Consider the following 19,578-nt stretch of genomic DNA (forward strand, 5'->3'; position numbering starts at 1 on the left):
GGGACTTAGTCCTTTTCTTTTTTAGGATTTCCCAGCTTTTGTGCTTTTTAACTTAACAATTGGGGAGAATTTGTTATAATTGCAAGTAACTAAGCGCTTACATTATTTTAGGATTAAGTTTGGAAAAATAAAACGTGAAATGAACAATGAGGTGAAACAATGAAGAAGATTGAATGTGAAGTATGCGGCAGCCAGCGGCTGGTCAAAGAAGCAGGTCGCTTTGTCTGCCAAGACTGCGGGGTTGAATATTCTCTCCCTGAGCTCCAGTCCCAGATTACGGATTCTCCAATTGAGCGGAACCAGCAGCTTTTCAAGCGCGCTAAGGACCTTTTTCGGGCCAGAGAATATGAAGCGGCTAGGCAATTTTACCAGCGCCTAAGCGAAAGAGGCGATATTCGCGCTGACTTTTATGAAAAGCTGTGTGAAGCGCACCTAGAGCCCTTAAGCAAGGATTGCCGCTCAGCTGCCTTGACCAGCTTCCAGCACAGTTTGGAAAATCTTTGGACCAAAGATCCGGACCACTATTTTAAGCAGGCTAGTCAAATGCTGGGGGAAATCATTGTATTTGGCCTCACGGTGGAAGAAATGTATGAAGAAAAGTTTCAGTCTAAGGCAGCCCGCCTAGAATCGACTTCTATGCAAACCTTGAAAAAAGAACACCAGAAAATGCAAGAAGGGGCCGGCGCAGCTTGGCTAATGATGGACCAAGCCGCCCACTTATGTGCCGAAACGGCCGGCGATTTGTCCAAGGCCAGCAGCTACTTTTGGGAATTGGTTGATGCTATTTTAGATGATCTCAGCATCAACCAAAAGCGTGGAACCATCGCCATCGGTGACGTGAATGAAGAAAGAAAGTACTTTGCCAAATTAAAAGAAGACCAAAAGGAAGCTGCAGAAGTTAATTAAGTAAACTTTTTCCGGGAAATTCCTATTTTTTTGTAAAAAAGGCTTGCCAAAAGTTAAAAAGTTAAGTAGACTAGTATTTGGTTGGGGGATGCAAGGAGCCGTCCCTTGATTGACATTAAGATTGCGTTATAGCCAAGTGGTAAGGCAACGGTTTTTGGTACCGTCATGCGCTGGTTCGAATCCAGCTAACGCAATTGGGAAAGAGGACATGCAAGTAGGCATGTCCTCTTTTGTTTTCTGCTTTATTGGTCTTTTTCTGCTTTTTTGCTTGACCAAATTGGTCCTAATCTCTAAACTGAAAGTAATGATTAAAAGATGATAAAAAAATGAGGTTGCCCAAGTGAATAAATTGATCAACACAAGAGATGTAAATGATGCTGGCCACTTGCAAATCGGCGGCGTTGATGCGGAATTTTTAGCCCAAAAATACCAAACGCCCTTGCAAGTCTTTGACGTAACTAAGATCCGTCAAGCTGTCCGAGCCTTTAAGCGGGTTTTTGAAGAAGAAGGCGTTGACTATGAGGTCAGTTATGCGTCAAAGGCTTTTTCCTGCCTAGCCATCTACCAGGTCATGGCTGAAGAAGGTGCCCACACTGACGTGGTTTCAGGTGGTGAATTGTATACGGCGATCAAAGCTGGCTTTCCCATGGACAAGGTCAGCTTTCATGGCAACAACAAGACCCGCAGTGAACTGGAAATGGCAGTTGACAATCACGTTGGCGTGATCATGCTGGACAACTTCCATGAAATTGACCTCCTGAGCCAAATTTTGCAAGAGAAAAAGGAAAAGATTAAGGTAATGCTGCGGGTAACGCCAGGAATCAGCGCCCACACCAACGAATACATCCAAACCGGGCAAGTAGACTCTAAGTTTGGCTTTGACCTGGGCAGTGGTCAGGCTGACCAAGCGTTAGAAAAAGTGTTAGCTAACCCTGCCTTTGAAATGATTGGCGTTCATGCCCACATTGGCTCTCAGATTTTTGACGTGCGCGGCTTTGAGGGTTGCGGACAAAAGCTCTGTGAACTCAGCAGTCACTGGCTGGAAAAATATGGCTACCAGTGCCAAGTATTGAATGTTGGGGGCGGTTTTGGGATTTCCTATACTGAAGCAGATACTCCCTTGCCAGCTGAAGAATTTGTACGTGCCATTGTCAAGGGGATCAAGACTTATTGCAGCCAGCATGAAATGATGGTGCCGCAAATCTGGATTGAGCCGGGCCGGGCAATTGTCGGGCCAGCAGGCTACAGCCTTTATACGATTGGCTCTAGAAAGGACCTGCCAGGCTACACCAGCTATGTAGCTGTTGACGGCGGGATGGGTGACAATATCCGGCCTGCTCTTTACCAAGCTGAGTATTCTGCCGTTTTAGCGGACAAGCCCCTGGCTGAGCCAGAAGAAAAGGTCAACCTGGTGGGCAAGTACTGCGAAAGCGGCGATATCTTGATTAAGGATTGTCCTTTGCCAAAAACCGAACCTGGAGACGTAGTTGCATTATTAAGCACCGGTGCCTACGGCTACGCCATGGCGTCAAACTACAACCGCAATCCCCGTCCAGCCGTGGTTTTTGCCGAAGATGGGGAAGATAAGCTGGTGATTAAGCGGGAAAGCTATGACGATTTGATTGCTAATGACTTAAAATATTAAAGAATAGGCTGGGATAAACTTAAATAAATTAAGTATAATCTAGCCTGAATTTTGCAAAAGCAACTTTATCGGATTTTTTAGCTTAAAAATTCGATTCCTTTTGCAAGTAATTACTAACAAACTATGGTAAAATGAAGGTAATTGTTAAGCTATTTACTTTTCGATTCAAGGAGAGAATTTTTTATGCCAAAATTAGCACAGGACTTGGAAGGCATTGTGAACCACAAGCTTGATGCCTTAATGCCATCAGACATCCGCTTGTTTGACCGCTACGTTTCCCAATATGATGGGATCATTAAGCTGACTTTGGGTGAACCAGATTTGGATACCCCAGAACATGTGAAGCAAGCAGCTATCAAAGATATTGAGGCCAACGACACCCACTACGCGCCTCAATCAGGGATGCCAGAGCTCCGTCAAGCCATCAGCAAGTACGTTAAGAAGCTGGATGGCGTGGAATACGACCCAGAAACGGAAATTACCGTTACGGTTGGGGCAACTGAAGCGTTAAACATTACCTTGGGTGCACTCTTGAATACCGGTGACAAGGTGATCATTCCAACTCCTGTCTGGTCCATGTACATGCAAGAAGTTTCCTTGACTGGGGCAACTCCAGTTGAAGTTGATACTTCTGCAGATGGCTTTGTCCTGACTCCAGAAAAGCTGGAAGAAGTAATTGAAAGAGAAGGCAAGGGCGTGAAGGCTGTAATGCTGAACGACCCAAGCAACCCTACTGGCGTAACTTACCCTAAAGAAGTAATCGAAGGCTTGGCTGAAGTGATTAAGAAGCACCATTTGTATGCTTTAAGCGATGAAATCTACGCTGAGCTGATCTATGGCGATGCCAAGCACTACTCAGTTGCTACCTACATCCCAGAAAGAACCTTGTACATTTCTGGCTTGTCCAAGTCTCACGCCATGACTGGCTGGCGTTTAGGCTTTATCTGCGGGCCAGCTGAAATCATGAAGAACGTTGCAAAACTGAACGATTTTACTATTACCTCGGTTACCAACAACGTGCAAGCAGCCGGCATTGAAGCCTTGGAAAACGGTCTGGATGACCCAAAGGAATTCAAGGAAATCTACCAGCGCCGGGTGATGTTCATGGAAAAGGGCTTGAAGGAATTAGGCTTTGACATGGCCTTGCCAAGAGGGGCCTTCTACATTTTTGCCAAGATTCCTGAAAAGTATAACGGCGACGACGTTTCCTTTGCCAAGGCCCTGGCTGAAAAAGCCCGCGTTGGGGTTACCCCAGGTTCCTTCTTTGGCCAAGGCGGCAAGAGCTATGTCCGCATGTCTTACGCCTCAAGTGATGAACACTTGCACGAAGCCTTGAAGCGAATCACCAAGTTTGTCAAGGAAGGCTAAGAACTGTTCCTTTATAATTTGTTGACAAATATATAATATTATTATAAGCAAGAGCATGACTTTGATCATGGTCTTGCTTTATTTTTTGAAACTGTTTACTCGAGATCCCCACAAAGCTAGCGCCTATGTTATCATTTATTTAAGAAGAATTATCAGATTCTGCGACGCATAACTTAACTAGTTAAATACAATCTGAAATGTAGTGATTATTTTTTATGAATAAAAGAATCTCTTTAAAAAGCATGGGCAGACGGACCATTTTAACCAAGGCCTGGTGGTCGCTGCTCTACTTGGGCATCTTTATTTTTGGCAAGCATATCCCGCTGCCCTTTGCCCAGACGCAGACTGGTCAGGTTAATGCCTTGCTGGTTGCGACGGGCGGGGATGCCAGTTATGCCAGCCTCTTTTCCCTGGGGATCAGTCCCTGGATGTCGGCCATGATCATCATCGGCATGCTGGGCCAGCTCAAGTTGCCTTTTTTGTCCAAGATGACGGAAAAGAAGATGAACTTCTTTCAAAAGGCGATTACCTTGCTGCTCACCTTGATGCAGGCCGCCGTTATGGTTGACGAGTTTCAATTGACCAGCCATACGGCTTTTACCCGCCTGCTAGTAACCCTGTTTTTGACAACGGGGACCTTTTTGCTGATCTGGCTGAGCGTGGAGAATGATCGAAATGGCCTTGGCGGGATCACCTTGATCCTGATGGCCAACATGTTTTTTACAATTATTAAGTCTTTTATCGGCGGCTTTGTGCCGGGATTGTCAGAAATGGGGGCAAATATCGTTCGAGGAATCGTTTTGGTGACCATTATTGTTTTGGGGATGCTGACGGTGACCTTGAATAAGGCTGAGCGCCGGGTCAAGGTGATCAAGCCGCTACTCAGTGCGGAGTTTGGCAGTGAATCCTACTTGCCAATCCGCCTATTGCCAGCAGGCTCCATGCCGGCCATGTTTGCCACGACCATGTTTACCCTGCCGCGCTACATCTGCCGCTTTTTCTATAATTTGTCTAAGTGGCAGTTTTTCAAAGCCTTTGGCGGCTGGTTCGACTTTTCTAGACCAATCGGCGTATTGATCTACTGCCTGATTATTGTGGGCCTTACTTATGGCTTCAGCTTTATCTCGATTGACCCGATTGAGCAGGCAGACAATATGCAGAAGTCGGGCGACTACGTTCCAGGCTGCCGGCCAGGGACAGAGACGGAAAACTATTTAAAGCATATCGTGAATGTTTTTTCCTTTGTCAGTTCGATCTATTTTGTCGTTTTAGTTGGCTTGCCCATGGGCTTGACCTTGATCTCGACGACTCTGGCGACGCTGGCCATGATTCCCAACTACGTGATCATCCTAGCCGGCTTTGGCTCCAGCATTGCTGACCAAATCGCAGTTTTGCTGATCCGGGACCAATATCAAAACTTGCTGTAATTTTTGGATGGAGGGCAGAGAATGTATTATTTTGTTCCTTCTTGGTATAGACGCAACCGGACCTGGCTGTCCTATGGCCAGATCTGGTTTTTAAACGGCGGCCTTATTCATTTTGACTTTGACGATTCGATCAACCAGATTCGCATGTTTAAGGATGAAGGCGAGCCGGTCAAAATTTTGACTCTGGGCTATTTGCCCAGCATCGGCAACTTTCTGTTTCGCCACAACATCTTGGATGCCGAAAGCGACAATATTTTTGACTACTTGCAAGGGATTCCTAACGATCAGGTGATCCGCAATGTTAATTACTTGGACTTCAACTGGCCTAAGGACTGCACCTTCGTCTACAATTCTTTTAACATCCTGGTTTACCGGGGCGATGAGCTCTATGCCCGCATCCGGATGGGGATTACCGGGAACTTGATCCAGATCGAGTTCGTCCATGAAGGCTACAAGTACCGCACCATGTTCTTTGACTGGCGGGGCTTCTTGTCAAGCATCCTGAATTATGACGCTGAAGGCCGCTTTGAAAGCCGGGTCTTTTTAAACCCAGAAGGTGAAGAAGTCTTTCGCAACAACAAGGATGATTCGGTCACCATTTTTCCAAATGCCCAGGAACGTTTTGCCAAAAATCACTACGACTCCATCACCGAAATGATCAGCGAATACCTCGACAAGTATTTTGCCAAGAATCTCCAGCCAGATGATGCCTTTATCATTGCAGCCAGTCGCCGGCACGACCAATTTTTGCTGGAAAAATTAAAGGGCTATAAGACAGCGATCTCTTACTACGGTCACCGGACCAACTTCGATGACCCCCATGTTTTTGAAACGGCTAAGATGGCCAGCATGGTTATCGCCGATTCTGACTATACGGTCAACTTGATGAAAGAGAACGGGGTTGAGCACGTGGTGCAGCTGCCGCCCCTTGACACTAACTTAACTATGGGCGAAAGCGACCGGGAAAAGCTCTTGAAAGTCATGTTCATGGTGGGGGGCTTGCCAGAGGAAGTCATCCGTCTAGCTTTAAAGCAGGTGTTTGACGTGATGGAAGAAAATAAGCTGGTTGAGCTGAATTTTGCCGACTACGCCGGCTTTGACCAGTTTGGCATCCTGGACCGGCTAGTTAAAGAGGAGCTGGCCCAAAGAGAGACCAAGTACCAGTACTACTTTTTGCGCTCTGACCAGTCTTTGCCTAAAGAAGCTGAGGCAGAAAATGAGGACGAGGAAGAAAACCGGGTTAGACGGATTAACTACGTGACTATTCATTCTGACAACGAATTGATCAAAATCTTGAAGCCGATGCGGTTAATCGTTGATCTTTCAAAGCGCCCCGAAATTTTCCTTCAGGTGGTGGGGATCAGTACCGGTATCCCGCAAATCAATCTGGTAAAGTCTGACTATGTCGATGATGGGAAAAATGGTCTCCGGATTGGTTCCATTGATGACCTGGCGGGTGCCTTGCGCTACTATTTAAGCGGCCTAAGCAACTGGAACCGGGCCAAGATGTATTCGGTCAACAAGATCAGTGCCTATACGGCTGACAAGATCGTCAGCGAACTGGCAAATGCGGTAGGAGGCAAGTAATGGACTACTTTTTGCTTTACGGAATTAAAGAATACCTGCCACCCTTGCCGGATATGGAATCAGCCAAGTGGTTTGCGGCTGGTTACGGCGAGTTGGACGACCTGGTTAAAGAGCTAAAGGCAGACAAGAAGCTGGGCTTTCGCGGCTTTCAAGGAGCCTGGCTGACTGACTTGCCAGTGGATGAAGATTGTCCAGCCTTGACTAAAAATCTCGACGCTTACACCATCGTCGTTGACGATGACCTGGAAGAAGAAGAGAAAACGCCTGCGGTAGAACGCCTGTTTAAATTGAAGCAAGTCCGCTATGTTCATTTTGAAAGCAACAACCAGGCCTTTGACTGGGTGGCTAGCCGCTTGTTTGGCGGGCAGACCGGGAGCAAGCTGGACGTTTCAGCAATTGAGATCAACCCCTTGTTTAAGGGGAGAACCGAATTTAACGGCTTCAAAGGCGTCCGCTTAAGCGGTAATTTTGGTGATGACTATTGGCCGGTTGTGACCTGGCGGTGGGGGATCTACTGTGATAAATTTCGAATCATCGAGATGTGGCCGACTTTTGTCAAAGACCGCAGCGTTAATATCCGCTTGGCGGTTTACGAAAATAACCCCGGGATCGCGGATAATGTCCGGCGGCGGATTCTGTTTAGCGAAAAAGACATGAAAAAGTGGCTGCTCTTTGAAGGGACCAACCCGGGCTCGATCTTGAACGTTTCTTTGGAAATCAAGGGCGAAGGCAATATCATGGTTGGCGACTTACACTACCGCTGGTCTAGACGGGGCATGGGTGCCTTTATCGCCGGCGGGGAGGACCTTGTAGACCACAACCGGGAAAATCTGATCGCTTACTTTAACCCAGGCGACATGAAGCCGCCGCTAAACGTCTACTTTTCCGGCTACCGGACTGCTGAAGGCTTTGAAGGCTTTTACATGATGCGTTCAATGAAGGCGCCATTTCTCTTGATTGGGGATCCGCGCCTAGAAGGTGGGCAGTTCTACATGGGCAGCCAGGAACTCGAGGAGAAGGTAACTGAAAAAATCTATGAAAAGCTCAACTGGCTGGGCTTTGACCACCACCAGTTGACCATGTCCGGCCTATCCATGGGGACTTATGGTGCGCTATACTACGGCTCAAAGCTTGAGCCTGGAGCCATCGTGGTTGGTAAGCCCCTGGCCAGCATCGGCAACGTGGCCAAGATGGAGCGGGATTACCGCTTTGGGATTTTTCCGACAGCCTTGGACGTGTTAAATGCAACCTCGCCTTTGACTAATTGGCGGGACAACTTCAACAGCCGGGCCGAGGCCTTAAACGACCTCTTTTGGTCTGGCTTTCAAAAGGCTGATTTTTCGAAAACCATTTTGGCCATTGCCTATATGATTGATGATGACTATGATCCAACCGCCTATCAAGACCTCTTGCGGAGCTTTAATGCCAACAAAAAGGGCGGCCGGGTCATTGCCAAGGGCTTCCCGGGTCACCACAACGACGCGACTGCTCCCTTGGTTAAGTGGTTTAGAACCGAATATGCGGCAATCTTAAAAAATGAATTTGGGCGATAGACATGCAGAGTATTTATTGGAATGAAAATTGCAGTCCTTTTTGGCGGGGGATTTCTGGTGAAAACCAATCTAAGTTCAAAAGCGGCTTTGCCTACGTGGGCTCAACCGTGATGGCGACTGGCCACGCCTACATGTATGGCAGCCGGATCATCCGCCGGGCCAGAGACGATATCTTCTTTTATAACGGTGCTTTGCCAGCGGGTTCAGTCATTTACAAGTGGGACATGGTATATAGCTACGCCACGGCTCACGCGATTCCATCATTGCCTTTGCTGATCAATGGGCATACCTACTTTTTCAGGGTCCTGGCCGAGGCTGACCAGCCAGACGGCTTTTACCTGCGGCTAATTGCCTATAACCGGGAAGATCAGCGGGTTAAGCTGCAGATTATCCGGGGCCAGGAAGGGATTTTTGAATTTCCGAAAGAAGCCAACTACTATACGGTTGAACTGGTTGGGGCGGGCTGCCACCAGCTGGTCTTTCACCGGATCGATGTAGCTGAAGTGGTTGACGGCGAAGATGTAACTAAGCTTGACTTTGAAAAGCTGCATGCTGAAAATGAGAGAAGAAGATGGCTGACGGCGCAGGTCGTTGACCGCTACTTGCGCAGAAGGGAGTGACTTTAATGGCAAAAAACAACAATTTTTTGTCGGGCGACTATTGGGACTTGCTCAAGATTCGCCGCATTTTGAAAAAAGTCAATAAGTTGGCTCCGGCCATGCGCAAGCTGTCTGATGACCAGCTAAAGGGCAAGACAGAAGAATTTAAACAGCGGATTGAAAAAGGCGAAAGCCTCGACCACCTCTTGCCAGAAGCCTATGCCGTGGCTAGAGAAGCCGACATGCGGGTTTTAGGCATGTTTCCCCACGACAACCAGGTGATGGGGGCGATCGGCCTGAACTATGGCAATATCGTTGAGCTGAAGACGGGTGAAGGCAAGACCCTGGTTGCCACCATGGCTCTTTACCTCAATGCCCTGCCGGGCAAGGGGGCCATCTTGGTTACGACCAATGAGTACCTAGCCAGCCGGGACGGCGAGGAAATGTCTCAGGTCTATAACTGGCTGGGCTTAACTTACGCGACAGGTTTCAGTTTAGATGATGAAAAGCTGTCCGTTAAGCAAAAGCAGAAGATCTACAATTCTGACATCGTTTATTCCACTAGTGGTGCCTTAGGTTTTGACTACCTGATCGACAACATGGCCCAGGAAAAAAGCGAAAAGTACATGCGGCCCTTTAACTACTGCATCGTCGATGAAGCTGACTCGGTTCTTTTGGACATGGCGGTTACGCCGCTTGTGATTGCCGGTTTGCCCAAGGTCAAGTCTAACTACATTGGCGTAGCGGATGAATTCATCTACTTTTTAACCGAAGATGACTACGAATTTAATGAAGAGCACAACAATGTTTGGTTGACCGAAGCCGGCGTGAAAAAGGCGGAAGACTTTTTTAGCTTAGACAACCTCTTTGATGGCCAGCATACTGAATTGGTTCGCTCAATCAACTTGGCCCTCAAGGCCCACTACCTGTTTGAAAAAGAAGATTCCTATGTAGTAGCGCCAAGCGGAGAAGTCGACCTCTTGGACAAGGAAAATGGCCGAATCTTGCAGGGGATGAAGCTGCAGGCCGGCCAGCACCAAGCCATCGAAATGAAGGAGCAGCTGAAGCTTTCAGACGACCAGCAGGCCATGGCTTCTATTACCTACCAAAGCTTGTTTAGAATGTTTAACAAACTGTCAGGGATGACCGGGACTGGCTATTCAGCTAAAGACGAGTTTTTCAAGATCTATGGAACCAAGGTGGTCCGGATTCCGACCAACCGGCCGGTCATTAGAAAGGACCTGCCAGACCGGATCTATCCTGACCTGCCAAGCAAGCTTTTGGCAAGCTTAGAAGAAGTCAAAAGACTCCACGCGATCGGCCGGCCAGTCCTAATCATTACCGAGTCCATCACAGTTTCTGAAATTTATTCAGAGCTTTTGCTAAGAGAACAGATTCCTCATAATGTTTTAAATGCTAAAAACGCCGCTAAAGAAGCCACAATTGTCAAAGAAGGCGGCCAGGTGGGGGCAGTAACCGTAGCCACCACCATGGCCGGCCGGGGGACCGACATCAAGCTAGGGCCCGGCGTTGCTGAACTTGGCGGTTTAGCCGTTTTGGGCATTGCCAAGATGTCCAGCCAGCGGATTGACGACCAGTTAAGAGGCCGGGCGGGCCGGCAAGGCGACCCGGGCAGCAGCGAATTCTTTGTTTCTCTAGAAGACGACGTGGTGATCAAGCACGGCCCATTATGGCTGGACAAGTACCGGAAGAAGTACCATTCTGAAGATTTAGATTTGACCAGTCCTCACGAACTAAAGAGCTGGCGGATCAGAGAAGCCATGCGGTCTTCGCAGATCAAAAGCGATGAAGAAGGCTACGACACCCGCAAGCAGCAATTGTCCATGGGGGCTAGTGACGAGATCCAGCGCGAGCAGGTTTATAATACCCGGGATCAGATCATTTTTTCTGATGGGGTCAATTATGACTTGCGGGGCTGGCTCAAGGGATTTTTTACAGATTTTCTGAAAAGTCACCGTGATTTGACTAGAAAAGAAATCAGCCGCTTTATTTTGGACAACCTGTCATACAGCTTTAACAGTGACTTGGCAGAGCTGGATCCAAATGATTCCCGTGCGGTCATGAAGCTGCTGATGCAGATCGCAGACGATGAGATGCAGAAAAAAGAAGTCTGGTTTGCCGACGAAGTAGAGAAAAAACGCTTCTACAGCTTAGCAGCTTTAAAGGCGATTGATACTTGCTGGATCAAGCAGGTTGATAATCTGCAGCAGCTGCGGCAGATGGTTACTATGCGGACGGCGGCGCAAAGAGACCCCATGAATGAATACCACCAGGCGGCTTTAGAGTCCTACCAAAAGATGTGTAAGGAGATTCGCCGCCTGACCATCCGCAACGTTTTGATGAGCAGCATTTCAATTGATAGAAATGGTGAGAAGGATGTTTACTATGTCTAATGAAGATAAGCAAAACAAGCCAAATGGAAAACAAGACCGAGACCTGCTGACGGCTCACATGAATGCCCAGCTTAAAGATGCCCGCAACCATGTGGCCAAGCCGGAAAAGCCCAAACTTACCGGTTACCGTCTCTTTGGCATGATTATCTCAGCGGTGGTCATTATTAGTGCCTTGCTGGCAATTTTTAGGATGATGTAGGAAGTTATCATGACAGTATACAGTATCAATAAGGGGATTGGCTGGGCTTCTAGCGGCGTGGAATATGCCCAGGGCTACCGGGGCCAGGTTTTCCGCGATCTTGGCATCAAAGCCAAGTTTATTTTTACTGACTGGATCGGCTATGAAAACATTGCCCATTTGACCGAAAACATGCACTTTCAAGATAATGAGGTCATTTGGCTTTATACCTTTTTCACTGATTTTAAGATCAAGCCAGGCACTTATACCTTGAAAAGGCTTGAGAAGCATCTGCCAAAAATCGTTGAAAAGAAAATGCAAACCAAGTCGGTTCGCTACGTTTTTGACAATAATTTCTGGGCAACGGCTTATTTAAAGAGCAATGACTCTGACATCGTGGAGCGGGTTGAATATGTTTCTGGGGCAAATTTAGTGCGGAAGGACTACTTCAGCTATGGCCGCTATTGTACGGAATTTTACGCACCAAAGGATAACCGGGCCAAGCTCTACCAGCGCCGCTTTTACAATGAAGACGGCAGCACGGTCTACGACCAGATCATTGATGGCGATGGCGAGTCCCTCTTTAAGTTTAAAAACGAGATTTTGTACTCTAAGCATGAGCTGCTGATGAAGATGCTGAGAGAGCTCAATTTTGGCAAAAAGGACATCATCTTGATTGACCGGGCAGAGGACCAGGGGCAGGAAATCCTGGAAAACCGCGGCAAGGCTAAGGTGGGGACCATTGTGCACGCTGACCACTTCAGCGAAGCTGAAACCAATGATGACACCATCTTGTGGAACAACTACTATGAGTACGAATTCCAGCACTCCAAGCAAATCGACTTCTATGTCGCAGCTACTGATTTGCAAAAAGAATTGATGGAAAAGCAGTTTTTGAAGTACCAGGGCCGCAAGCCGGTTGTCTATGCTATTCCGGTAGGCAGCTTGGAAAAATTACATAAAGTACCTTTTGCCAAGCGAAAAAAGTGCAGCTTGGTTACGGCATCTCGCCTAGCAAGTGAAAAACACCTGGATTGGGCGATTCGGGCAGTAGCCGAGGCTAAAAAGTCCTTGCCAGACTTGACCCTGGACATCTATGGGTCAGGATCTGAAGAAGCTTCTTTAAGATCAGTGATCGGTGAATGCAAGGCAGAAGACTATATCCATCTGATGGGCCACCAGAAGATGGATGAGATCTACCAAAACTACCAAGGCTATGTTTCCTGCTCAACCAGTGAGGGTTTTGGCTTAACGCTTCTAGAAGCAGTTGGATCAGGCCTAGCCATTGTCGGCTTTGATGTGCGTTACGGCAACCCAACCTTTATTCATGATGGAGAAAATGGCTACCTGCTGCCATATGACCATCTGGAAACGGTCAACCAGCATGTTGACCAGATGGCGCAGGCGATCGTCAAGCTGTTTAACTCGGATTTGCCAAGTTTCACTAACGCTTCATATGAAATAGCAGAGAAGTATAAGAGCAAGAAGGTTGCCAAGCTTTGGAAAAAGGCGATAGAAAGGGAGCTCAGCCATGATTAATCTCTTTTTTGCATATACGGCTAAAAGCCAGGACTTAGAAACCTCGCTGCAAGCAGCTGGCTACCAGCACCCAACTGTCGTGATTGAAGATGATGGCTTTTTGCCAAGCGAGGTGGAGTCCCCGCTTAAGTACTTTTTACATGCGGCTGGTTCCAAGTTTCAGGGGCGTCCCCGCTACTTTAACGAAATCGATGTGCCAGAATACTGGGAAATCAAGGCTAATTCTCAAGACGGCGAAATTCTCAATCATGGCCAGCAAAAAGGGCGGATCAAATATTGGAAAAAAGATCGCAAGCGTCTAGTAAGTGAAGTTTCCTGGCTGGATGAGCAGGGGAAGGTAAGGATTATCGACCACTACAACCAGTGGGGCTGGAAATACGCAGTTACCACCTGTGACCGGACCGGCCATCAGGCCATGACCAGCTATTTTGCCGACAATGGGCAAGAAGTCTTGATCCAAAACCACTTTACTGGTGACTACACCTATAATGCCCCAAATGGCAGAATATACAATTTTACCAGTCTCAACCAGCTGACTGCATATTACCTAGAGCATGCCGGCTATAATTTAGACGGTGTAATCTTTAATTCTCTTGGTACTTGCCTCTTTACCTTGATCGAGTTAAAAAATAAGCCAAAGCGCAACATGCTTTTCTGGCAGGAAAAGAGCCAAGGCAATGTTCCAGACAACATGCTTTATCTTTTGCACGGCAAGTTGCCAGAAAGCCGGGTAGTAATTCAGGATCGGGCGGAATATGAGAAGATTACTGGGCAACTGGCAGCGGCAGAAAAGGCCAAGGTTTCCTACCTAGGCACCATCTATCCATTTAGACGGGAAAACCTGCATAGAAAGCGGGCACTGATTTTTACCAATTCGGATCAGATTGAAGGACTCAAGCAAATTGTGGAAGCCTTGCCAGACGTGCACTTTGACATTGCGGCCATTACGGAGATGTCCGGCCGGCTGATGGGTTATGGCCACTACGGCAATGTGGCTCTTTACCCAGTTGTCAGGGATGAAGATGCGCAAAGACTGCTTACAGAAGACGATCTATACCTGGATATCAACTATGCCAACGAAATCCTGCAGGCGGGCCGGCAGGCTTTTGAAAATCAGCAACTGATTCTGGCTTTCCAGGATACTGCGCATGCTAGACCATATACAGCTCAGGAAAATATCTTTGCGGCTCAGGACTTTACCGGTTTGATTGGCAAAATTAAAGAAGTTTTGGCAAAGCCGGAGGCATTAGACACGAGTTTAAAGGCGCAACTGGCTCAAGCCGGAACGGCAGCGGTTTCAGAATACCAAACTGAGCTAGACAGATTTTTTAACTAATAATCAATTATCAATAATTAAAGCATAAAGTGAAGGCGGAAAAGCCTTCACTTTTTTAGTTGGCAAATATAGATTTATCCCGATATGGAGACACAAAATTAATATAATAACTTGGTAAACATTTGCTATTAAAAGACATAAAGAACGTGTTATAATTTAAGTAAAAAGGGTCAGTGTAACCAATTTCCGGAATTTGCTGAGATTTCGGAGTAACAGCTAAACTTAAGAATGATCTAAATAAAGGCTTAAAAATAATCGGATCGAAAAGATGAGTAAAGCAAAATGATCCTTATTTTGGATATTATGTAAATATAATTGTTTAATAATAAAGCGCGATATTGGGAGTGGATGAACATGTCAAAATCCAAGAACAAGAAGAAAAGAATGAAGTTCTCTCCAAAGGCCAAGTCAGCAATTGAGCAAGAAGAGAAGAATTCAAAACGCAAGCTTAATAAAGAAAATACAGTATCTGCAAACACAAGAGCAGCTTTAAAAGGGATCACCGCTTTAGGCGCTTTTGCGGGCGGGGCTGCTGCAGCGAACGCGCTCATTGACAACAAGGCTTTTGGGATGACTTCTCAAGTTGAAGCAGCAGTTGATGCGACCAAGGATACTGCTAGCTTAAACTCTGTTGAAGCCAGCTCAGATCTAAACCAAAATGAGGCTTCACAATCTGACAGCTTGACTGAAAGCACAACCACGTCACAGTCTCAGTCCTATGGGTCAGCTGCGTCTAATACTGAAGCAGCCAGCAAGAGTGAGTCAACTAGCTTAAGCGTAGAAAAGAGTCAAAGTGTTTCTACCAGTCTGAGCACAAGTACAGCTACTAGTAAGAGCACGTCTGACAGCAAGAGCACTTCAACTAGTCTGAGTCAGTCTAGCAGTGAAAGCAAAGCAAAGACGGAAAAGTCGACTGATGCTGAGAGCAAGGCTGAAACTGCTACTGAAGAAAAGACTGAAACGAGTAGCCAAACTGGGTCTGAAGAGAGTCAAACTGAGAGCAAGGCTTCTGAAAGCAAGAGCGAATCTGCTGAATCAAGCAGTGAGTCTGTTTTAGAAGGCAGCAAGAGCGGCACTGAATCTGAAAAGAGTAGCGATAGCGAGTTTGACAACTCCAATAGTAAGTCAGCTAGCGGAGAAACTGAATCTACCTCAGCCACTAGTGCGTCTGCTAGCGAGGAAGCTGCTCCTAGTTCAACTTCGCAGTCAACTGGTGGTCAGAGCAGCAAGCTGAAGGCTAGCTTAAGAAGGTTCAACGTGATGTTGGCTGCTGATACGGCAAATACGACTGCACAGACTACTTCTGCGTCAAATGCTGTTTCTGATTCAGATAGTGAGCTTTCAGCATCAGCTTCTGAAAGTCAGAGCGTGCAAGATTCTGTAAATCAGTCTGTTTCAGTTAGTGAGTCTGAAGCTGCTAGTTTGTCAGAATCAGCCAGTGCCAGTGCGTCAGCTGCTGTAGTTGAATACAACAGCCACTTGGCAGTTGCTCAAGCAGAAGCTGCAAAGACGCAGGCAGCAGCTTTGTCTACGACGACTTACTTTAATAACAGCAATAGTGGCGAAGTTTCAAAAAAGAGCTCAACTACTAATACCGAAACTGTTTTTGGCAATTATGACTATGATTACTATGACGGCTACTCTGGAGATGGAACCAATGTTAGTCAGACTACAGTTAGCTATGATGCTGCAACTGGTAAGACTACATATGTAATCGAAATCAATTCTGCAGGGACTGCGTCTGGAACACAAAGCGTAAATATTTCAGGTTTGTCTAAGGATGCAACGGTTAAGGTATACCGGACGACTGCCTCCGAATTGTCAACTCAAGACGTTAACAGTTTGGTAAGTGCTGTTGAAAACTATGACGAAATTTCTGTCGATGATTCAACGATTAGTGAGGATGGTACGCTTAGCTTAAGTCTGAATACTAATCGAACTTATCTAAGATGGACTCTTGACAGGGGATACTACTCATATGTTGCTGTTGTGACAACAACTACCAATACTGAAACTAGCAGTGAAGTAACTACTACAGTTTCTCACAATTATGAATCTGCTTCTGTCACTACGACTTTTGACGCAGATAGCTACAATAAGGATAGTCAATCCTTATCAACGGCTGATTCAAGTTCAATCGAAGAAAGCTTATCTACTTCTGTATATGAACATGAATCAAGTTCTCAATCAGTAAGTAAAGATACTTCAGAGAGTAAATCAACGTCCAAGTCAATTGCTGAAAGTGAAAGTACTGTTGCAAGTCAGTCAACTTCACAAAGCGTTGCTGAAAGTCAGTCTACGTCTAAGTTAGCTTCTGAAAGTGAGAGTACAGTTGCTAGCCAGTCGGCTTCACAAAGCGCTGCCATGAGTCAGTCTGCGTCTAAATTAATTTCGGATAGTCAAAAAGAAGCTGAAAGTATTTCCGAATCACAGCGCATATCAGAAAGTGTTTCTCGTTCAGAAAGTGAATTGGCCTCAAAAGATGCTGAAGCTAGCTTGAGTCTGCAAGACCGGGATGCATCAATTTCCGCAAGCAAGGAAGACTCACAACTCGCCTCACAAAGTGAGAGTGCATCTACTAGTGCTAGTCAATCGGAAGCGGAAGAAGAGTCTCTTTCTAAGAGTGCTTCAGAGTCTGTTTCAAAGGAAGAAGCAAGCGAATCTGCTTCACTTTCAACTAGTGTTGCTCAATCAGCATCAGCTTCAGCTGAAAAGTCCGCCTCTATCGCTGCTTCTGTCAGTGCTTCACAGAGTACGAGCAAGTACCGTGCTGAAAATTACTCATTGAGTACTGCTGACTCCATGAGTACCTTGGCTAGCCAAGTTGCAGCAAGCAAGGGCTTTTTGATCTATGACATGAAGGTAACTACACTGAGCAACGGTTTTTATGCTCCTCAAACTTTGTCTAACTTGAAAGGCTATTTAAACCTGAGTACCGGCATTATTACCTGGGAAGTTACCTACATGCCGAAGTCGACAACCGGATCATCGTACTTCGGGTTCTTTGTCAATAGTATGTCTGGCCTTGAAAAAGCCGACACGATTACTGTTTACTCCAATGCTTCTGGTGCGGTAGTAGCGGCATATGATGCAAACAGCACTAATAATACGATTATTAATGTTAATGATACTTTTACTGATAAATCAGTGCTTGGCTTTACCGTTAATTCCAGCCAGGTAAATGACAAAAAGTATCAAGGGCGTTACTACGGGGATGCTTTTTCAACTACTGATAAGATTGATACTTCTCAGGGCGTGACAGTTACTTTTACTACCAAAATTCCTTCAAACAATTTGAAGGATTTTGCTTCAGTTGTTAACAACGTTCTTGTTGAAGTGCAAGCAGATGAAAGTGCTACTGCTAAGAATGTAAGAGCAACTGGTAGAGGCAGTAACACTAATCAGAAGAACTTAGGTGCCATTATGGCTGGTGCTATTAAGGATTCCTACAACAGCAACGCCTACAGTGAATCAGCCAGTCAAGTAACTTCTCAATCTATCATTGAATCTGTCTCAGAATCAGCAAGTGAATCTGAGTCAATTGAGAAGAGTAAATCAGCTTCTGAAAGCAAGAGTATTGTAGACAGCGACAGTGATAGTAAATCAAAATCTACTGCTGATAGCTCTGCAAATTCCAGATCGAAGAGCGAATCTGCCTCCAAGTCAGCTGAAGAATCAGCTTTCAATAGTGCGTCTGACAGTGCAAGCAGATCTCTGTCCAGAAGCGAATCCAAGTCTAAGCGAGATTCAGTATCTACCTCAATTTCAAGCAGCAAGTCTGCATCTCAATCAGCAAGTGAATCCGTTTCTGAGTCTGAGAGTGCAAGTGCAAGTAAGGCAGTAAGCGAGAGCAATTCTATTATTGCTAGTGAATCTGCATCAATAAGTAAGAGTATTTTTGACTCACAGAGTGCTAGCGAAGCAGACAGCATTTCAAAGAGTCTCGCATCAGAATCAGATAGCAAGAAACAAGAAAGTGCGTCAAAATCTGTTTCCGCAAGTCTGAGCACTGCTGTTTCAAATAGTGTAAGCGAATCTATCAAAGAATCTGAAGCAGTATCTAAAGCAGAAAGCACTTCAAAATCAACTAGCACTAGCTTGTCAGAATCGAAGAGCAAGAGCGTAAGTGATTCAATCTCTGCTTCGAAGTCAACCAGTGAGGCTGTTTCTCAATCGGCTAGTGCAAGTACTTCAGCATCTAAGAGTACTTCACAATCATTGAGTACTAGTGCTTCTAAATCAGCAGCTTCACGGAGTAAGAGCTTAAGTGAATCTGCAAGTACTTCAAAGAGACTATCAGAATCATTAAGTAAGAAGAAATCAGAAAGCATTTCAGCAAGTGCTTCTAAGAGTTTGTCTGAATACAATTCAGAAAGTATTTCTATCAGTGAAGAAAAATCTAGAATCAAGTCTGAATATGCTTCTGACTCGGAGAAGGTTTCCGAACGGATTAGTACTATTGAATCAAACAGTCTTTCAACGGCTATTTCAAACAGTACGATTACGAAATCGGATGCCGATTCTATTCTTTCTAAGTGGGACAGTCAGTCAAAATCTGTCTCCGCAAGTAAGAGTACAAGTAAAGCATTGAGCGAATCCGCAAGCGAGTCAGCCTCAACGAGCACGTTGGAAAGTGAGTCAGCCTCAACGAGTACGTTAGAAAGCGAGTCAGCTTCAACGAGCACGTTAGAAAGTGAATCAGCTTCAACGAGCACGTTGGAAAGCGAAAGTGCTTCAACGAGCACGTTGGAAAGCGAAAGTACTTCAACTAGCACGTTGGAAAGTGAGTCCGCTTCAACGAGTACGTTGGAGAGCGAATCGGCCTCAACGAGTACTCTAGAAAGCGAAAGTGCCTCAACGAGCACGTTGGAGAGTGAAAGTGCTTCGACGAGTACGTTGGAGAGCGAATCGGCTTCAACGAGTACGTTGGAAAGCGAAAGTGCTTCAACGAGTACGTTGGAAAGCGAAAGTGCTTCAACGAGTACGTTGGAAAGTGAGTCCGCTTCAACGAGCACGCTGGAAAGCG

The 19,578-nt window shown here is 46.1% G+C and carries 11 protein-coding genes, 1 tRNA gene and 1 pseudogene; all 13 read left to right on the forward strand.

What is annotated here, in order from left to right; all coding sequences use genetic code 11:
- Positions 1 to 159 precede the first annotated feature (159 nt).
- On the forward strand, positions 160 to 906 hold the full coding sequence (locus ACI4WN_RS09255; RefSeq protein ID WP_439777929.1) for a TFIIB-type zinc finger domain-containing protein: 747 nt from the start codon (positions 160 to 162) through the stop codon (positions 904 to 906).
- Between the two features lie 122 nt (positions 907 to 1,028).
- Positions 1,029 to 1,100, forward strand: a tRNA-Gln gene (locus tag ACI4WN_RS09260).
- Positions 1,101 to 1,246: 146 nt separating this feature from the next.
- Positions 1,247 to 2,551 carry a diaminopimelate decarboxylase gene (gene lysA / locus ACI4WN_RS09265; RefSeq protein ID WP_439777930.1) on the forward strand — a complete coding sequence of 435 codons (1,305 nt, stop codon included), beginning with the start codon at positions 1,247 to 1,249 and terminating at the stop codon, positions 2,549 to 2,551.
- A gap of 183 nt (positions 2,552 to 2,734) precedes the next feature.
- Positions 2,735 to 3,919: an aminotransferase class I/II-fold pyridoxal phosphate-dependent enzyme gene (locus ACI4WN_RS09270; protein ID WP_439777931.1), complete on the forward strand. Its 1,185-nt coding sequence runs from the start codon at positions 2,735 to 2,737 to the stop codon at positions 3,917 to 3,919.
- A 215-nt stretch (positions 3,920 to 4,134) separates the two neighbouring features.
- On the forward strand, positions 4,135 to 5,346 hold the full coding sequence (secY2, locus tag ACI4WN_RS09275; protein WP_439777932.1) for an accessory Sec system protein translocase subunit SecY2: 1,212 nt from the start codon (positions 4,135 to 4,137) through the stop codon (positions 5,344 to 5,346).
- A 21-nt stretch (positions 5,347 to 5,367) separates the two neighbouring features.
- Positions 5,368 to 6,933, forward strand: coding sequence for an accessory Sec system protein Asp1 (gene asp1 / locus ACI4WN_RS09280; RefSeq protein WP_439777933.1), 1,566 nt, complete (start codon positions 5,368 to 5,370; stop codon positions 6,931 to 6,933).
- Positions 6,933 to 8,486 carry an accessory Sec system protein Asp2 gene (gene asp2 / locus ACI4WN_RS09285; RefSeq protein WP_439777934.1) on the forward strand — a complete coding sequence of 518 codons (1,554 nt, stop codon included), beginning with the start codon at positions 6,933 to 6,935 and terminating at the stop codon, positions 8,484 to 8,486. Before asp1 ends, asp2 begins: the two co-directional genes overlap by 1 nt.
- A 2-nt stretch (positions 8,487 to 8,488) precedes the next feature.
- Positions 8,489 to 9,106: an accessory Sec system protein Asp3 gene (gene asp3 / locus ACI4WN_RS09290; protein WP_439777935.1), complete on the forward strand. Its 618-nt coding sequence runs from the start codon at positions 8,489 to 8,491 to the stop codon at positions 9,104 to 9,106.
- 5 nt (positions 9,107 to 9,111) lie between these two features.
- Positions 9,112 to 11,499, forward strand: coding sequence for an accessory Sec system translocase SecA2 (gene secA2 / locus ACI4WN_RS09295; RefSeq protein ID WP_439777936.1), 2,388 nt, complete (start codon positions 9,112 to 9,114; stop codon positions 11,497 to 11,499).
- The gene (locus ACI4WN_RS09300) at positions 11,492 to 11,698 is read left to right on the forward strand and encodes a hypothetical protein (RefSeq protein WP_439777937.1); all 207 of its coding nucleotides are present in this window, start codon (positions 11,492 to 11,494) and stop codon (positions 11,696 to 11,698) included. Before secA2 ends, ACI4WN_RS09300 begins: the two co-directional genes overlap by 8 nt.
- A gap of 9 nt (positions 11,699 to 11,707) precedes the next feature.
- Positions 11,708 to 13,216, forward strand: a complete 1,509-nt coding sequence (gene gtfA / locus ACI4WN_RS09305) for an accessory Sec system glycosyltransferase GtfA (protein ID WP_439777938.1) — start codon at positions 11,708 to 11,710, stop codon at positions 13,214 to 13,216.
- Positions 13,209 to 14,552 (forward strand): accessory Sec system glycosylation chaperone GtfB, encoded by a 1,344-nt coding sequence (gene gtfB, locus ACI4WN_RS09310; protein WP_439777939.1) that lies wholly within the window; start codon positions 13,209 to 13,211, stop codon positions 14,550 to 14,552. Before gtfA ends, gtfB begins: the two co-directional genes overlap by 8 nt.
- A 354-nt stretch (positions 14,553 to 14,906) precedes the next feature.
- Positions 14,907 to 19,578: pseudogene (locus ACI4WN_RS09315) on the forward strand (hypothetical protein); the annotation flags it as partial.

The organism is Lactobacillus sp. (genome assembly GCF_051893255.1).
In the GTDB taxonomy this organism is placed as follows: Bacteria; Bacillota; Bacilli; order Lactobacillales; family Lactobacillaceae; genus Lactobacillus.

What these genes read in the sequence shown, in the direction of transcription:
- ACI4WN_RS09255 (WP_439777929.1), top strand. Translation starts at nt 160, where the DNA reads ATGAAGAAGATTGAATGTGAAGTATGCGGCAGCCAGCGGCTGGTCAAA.
- ACI4WN_RS09270 (WP_439777931.1), top strand. Translation starts at nt 2,735, where the DNA reads ATGCCAAAATTAGCACAGGACTTGGAAGGCATTGTGAACCACAAGCTT.
- secY2 (WP_439777932.1), top strand. Translation starts at nt 4,135, where the DNA reads ATGAATAAAAGAATCTCTTTAAAAAGCATGGGCAGACGGACCATTTTA.
- asp1 (WP_439777933.1), top strand. Translation starts at nt 5,368, where the DNA reads ATGTATTATTTTGTTCCTTCTTGGTATAGACGCAACCGGACCTGGCTG.
- asp2 (WP_439777934.1), top strand. Translation starts at nt 6,933, where the DNA reads ATGGACTACTTTTTGCTTTACGGAATTAAAGAATACCTGCCACCCTTG.
- asp3 (WP_439777935.1), top strand. Translation starts at nt 8,489, where the DNA reads ATGCAGAGTATTTATTGGAATGAAAATTGCAGTCCTTTTTGGCGGGGG.
- secA2 (WP_439777936.1), top strand. Translation starts at nt 9,112, where the DNA reads ATGGCAAAAAACAACAATTTTTTGTCGGGCGACTATTGGGACTTGCTC.
- ACI4WN_RS09300 (WP_439777937.1), top strand. Translation starts at nt 11,492, where the DNA reads ATGTCTAATGAAGATAAGCAAAACAAGCCAAATGGAAAACAAGACCGA.
- gtfA (WP_439777938.1), top strand. Translation starts at nt 11,708, where the DNA reads ATGACAGTATACAGTATCAATAAGGGGATTGGCTGGGCTTCTAGCGGC.
- gtfB (WP_439777939.1), top strand. Translation starts at nt 13,209, where the DNA reads ATGATTAATCTCTTTTTTGCATATACGGCTAAAAGCCAGGACTTAGAA.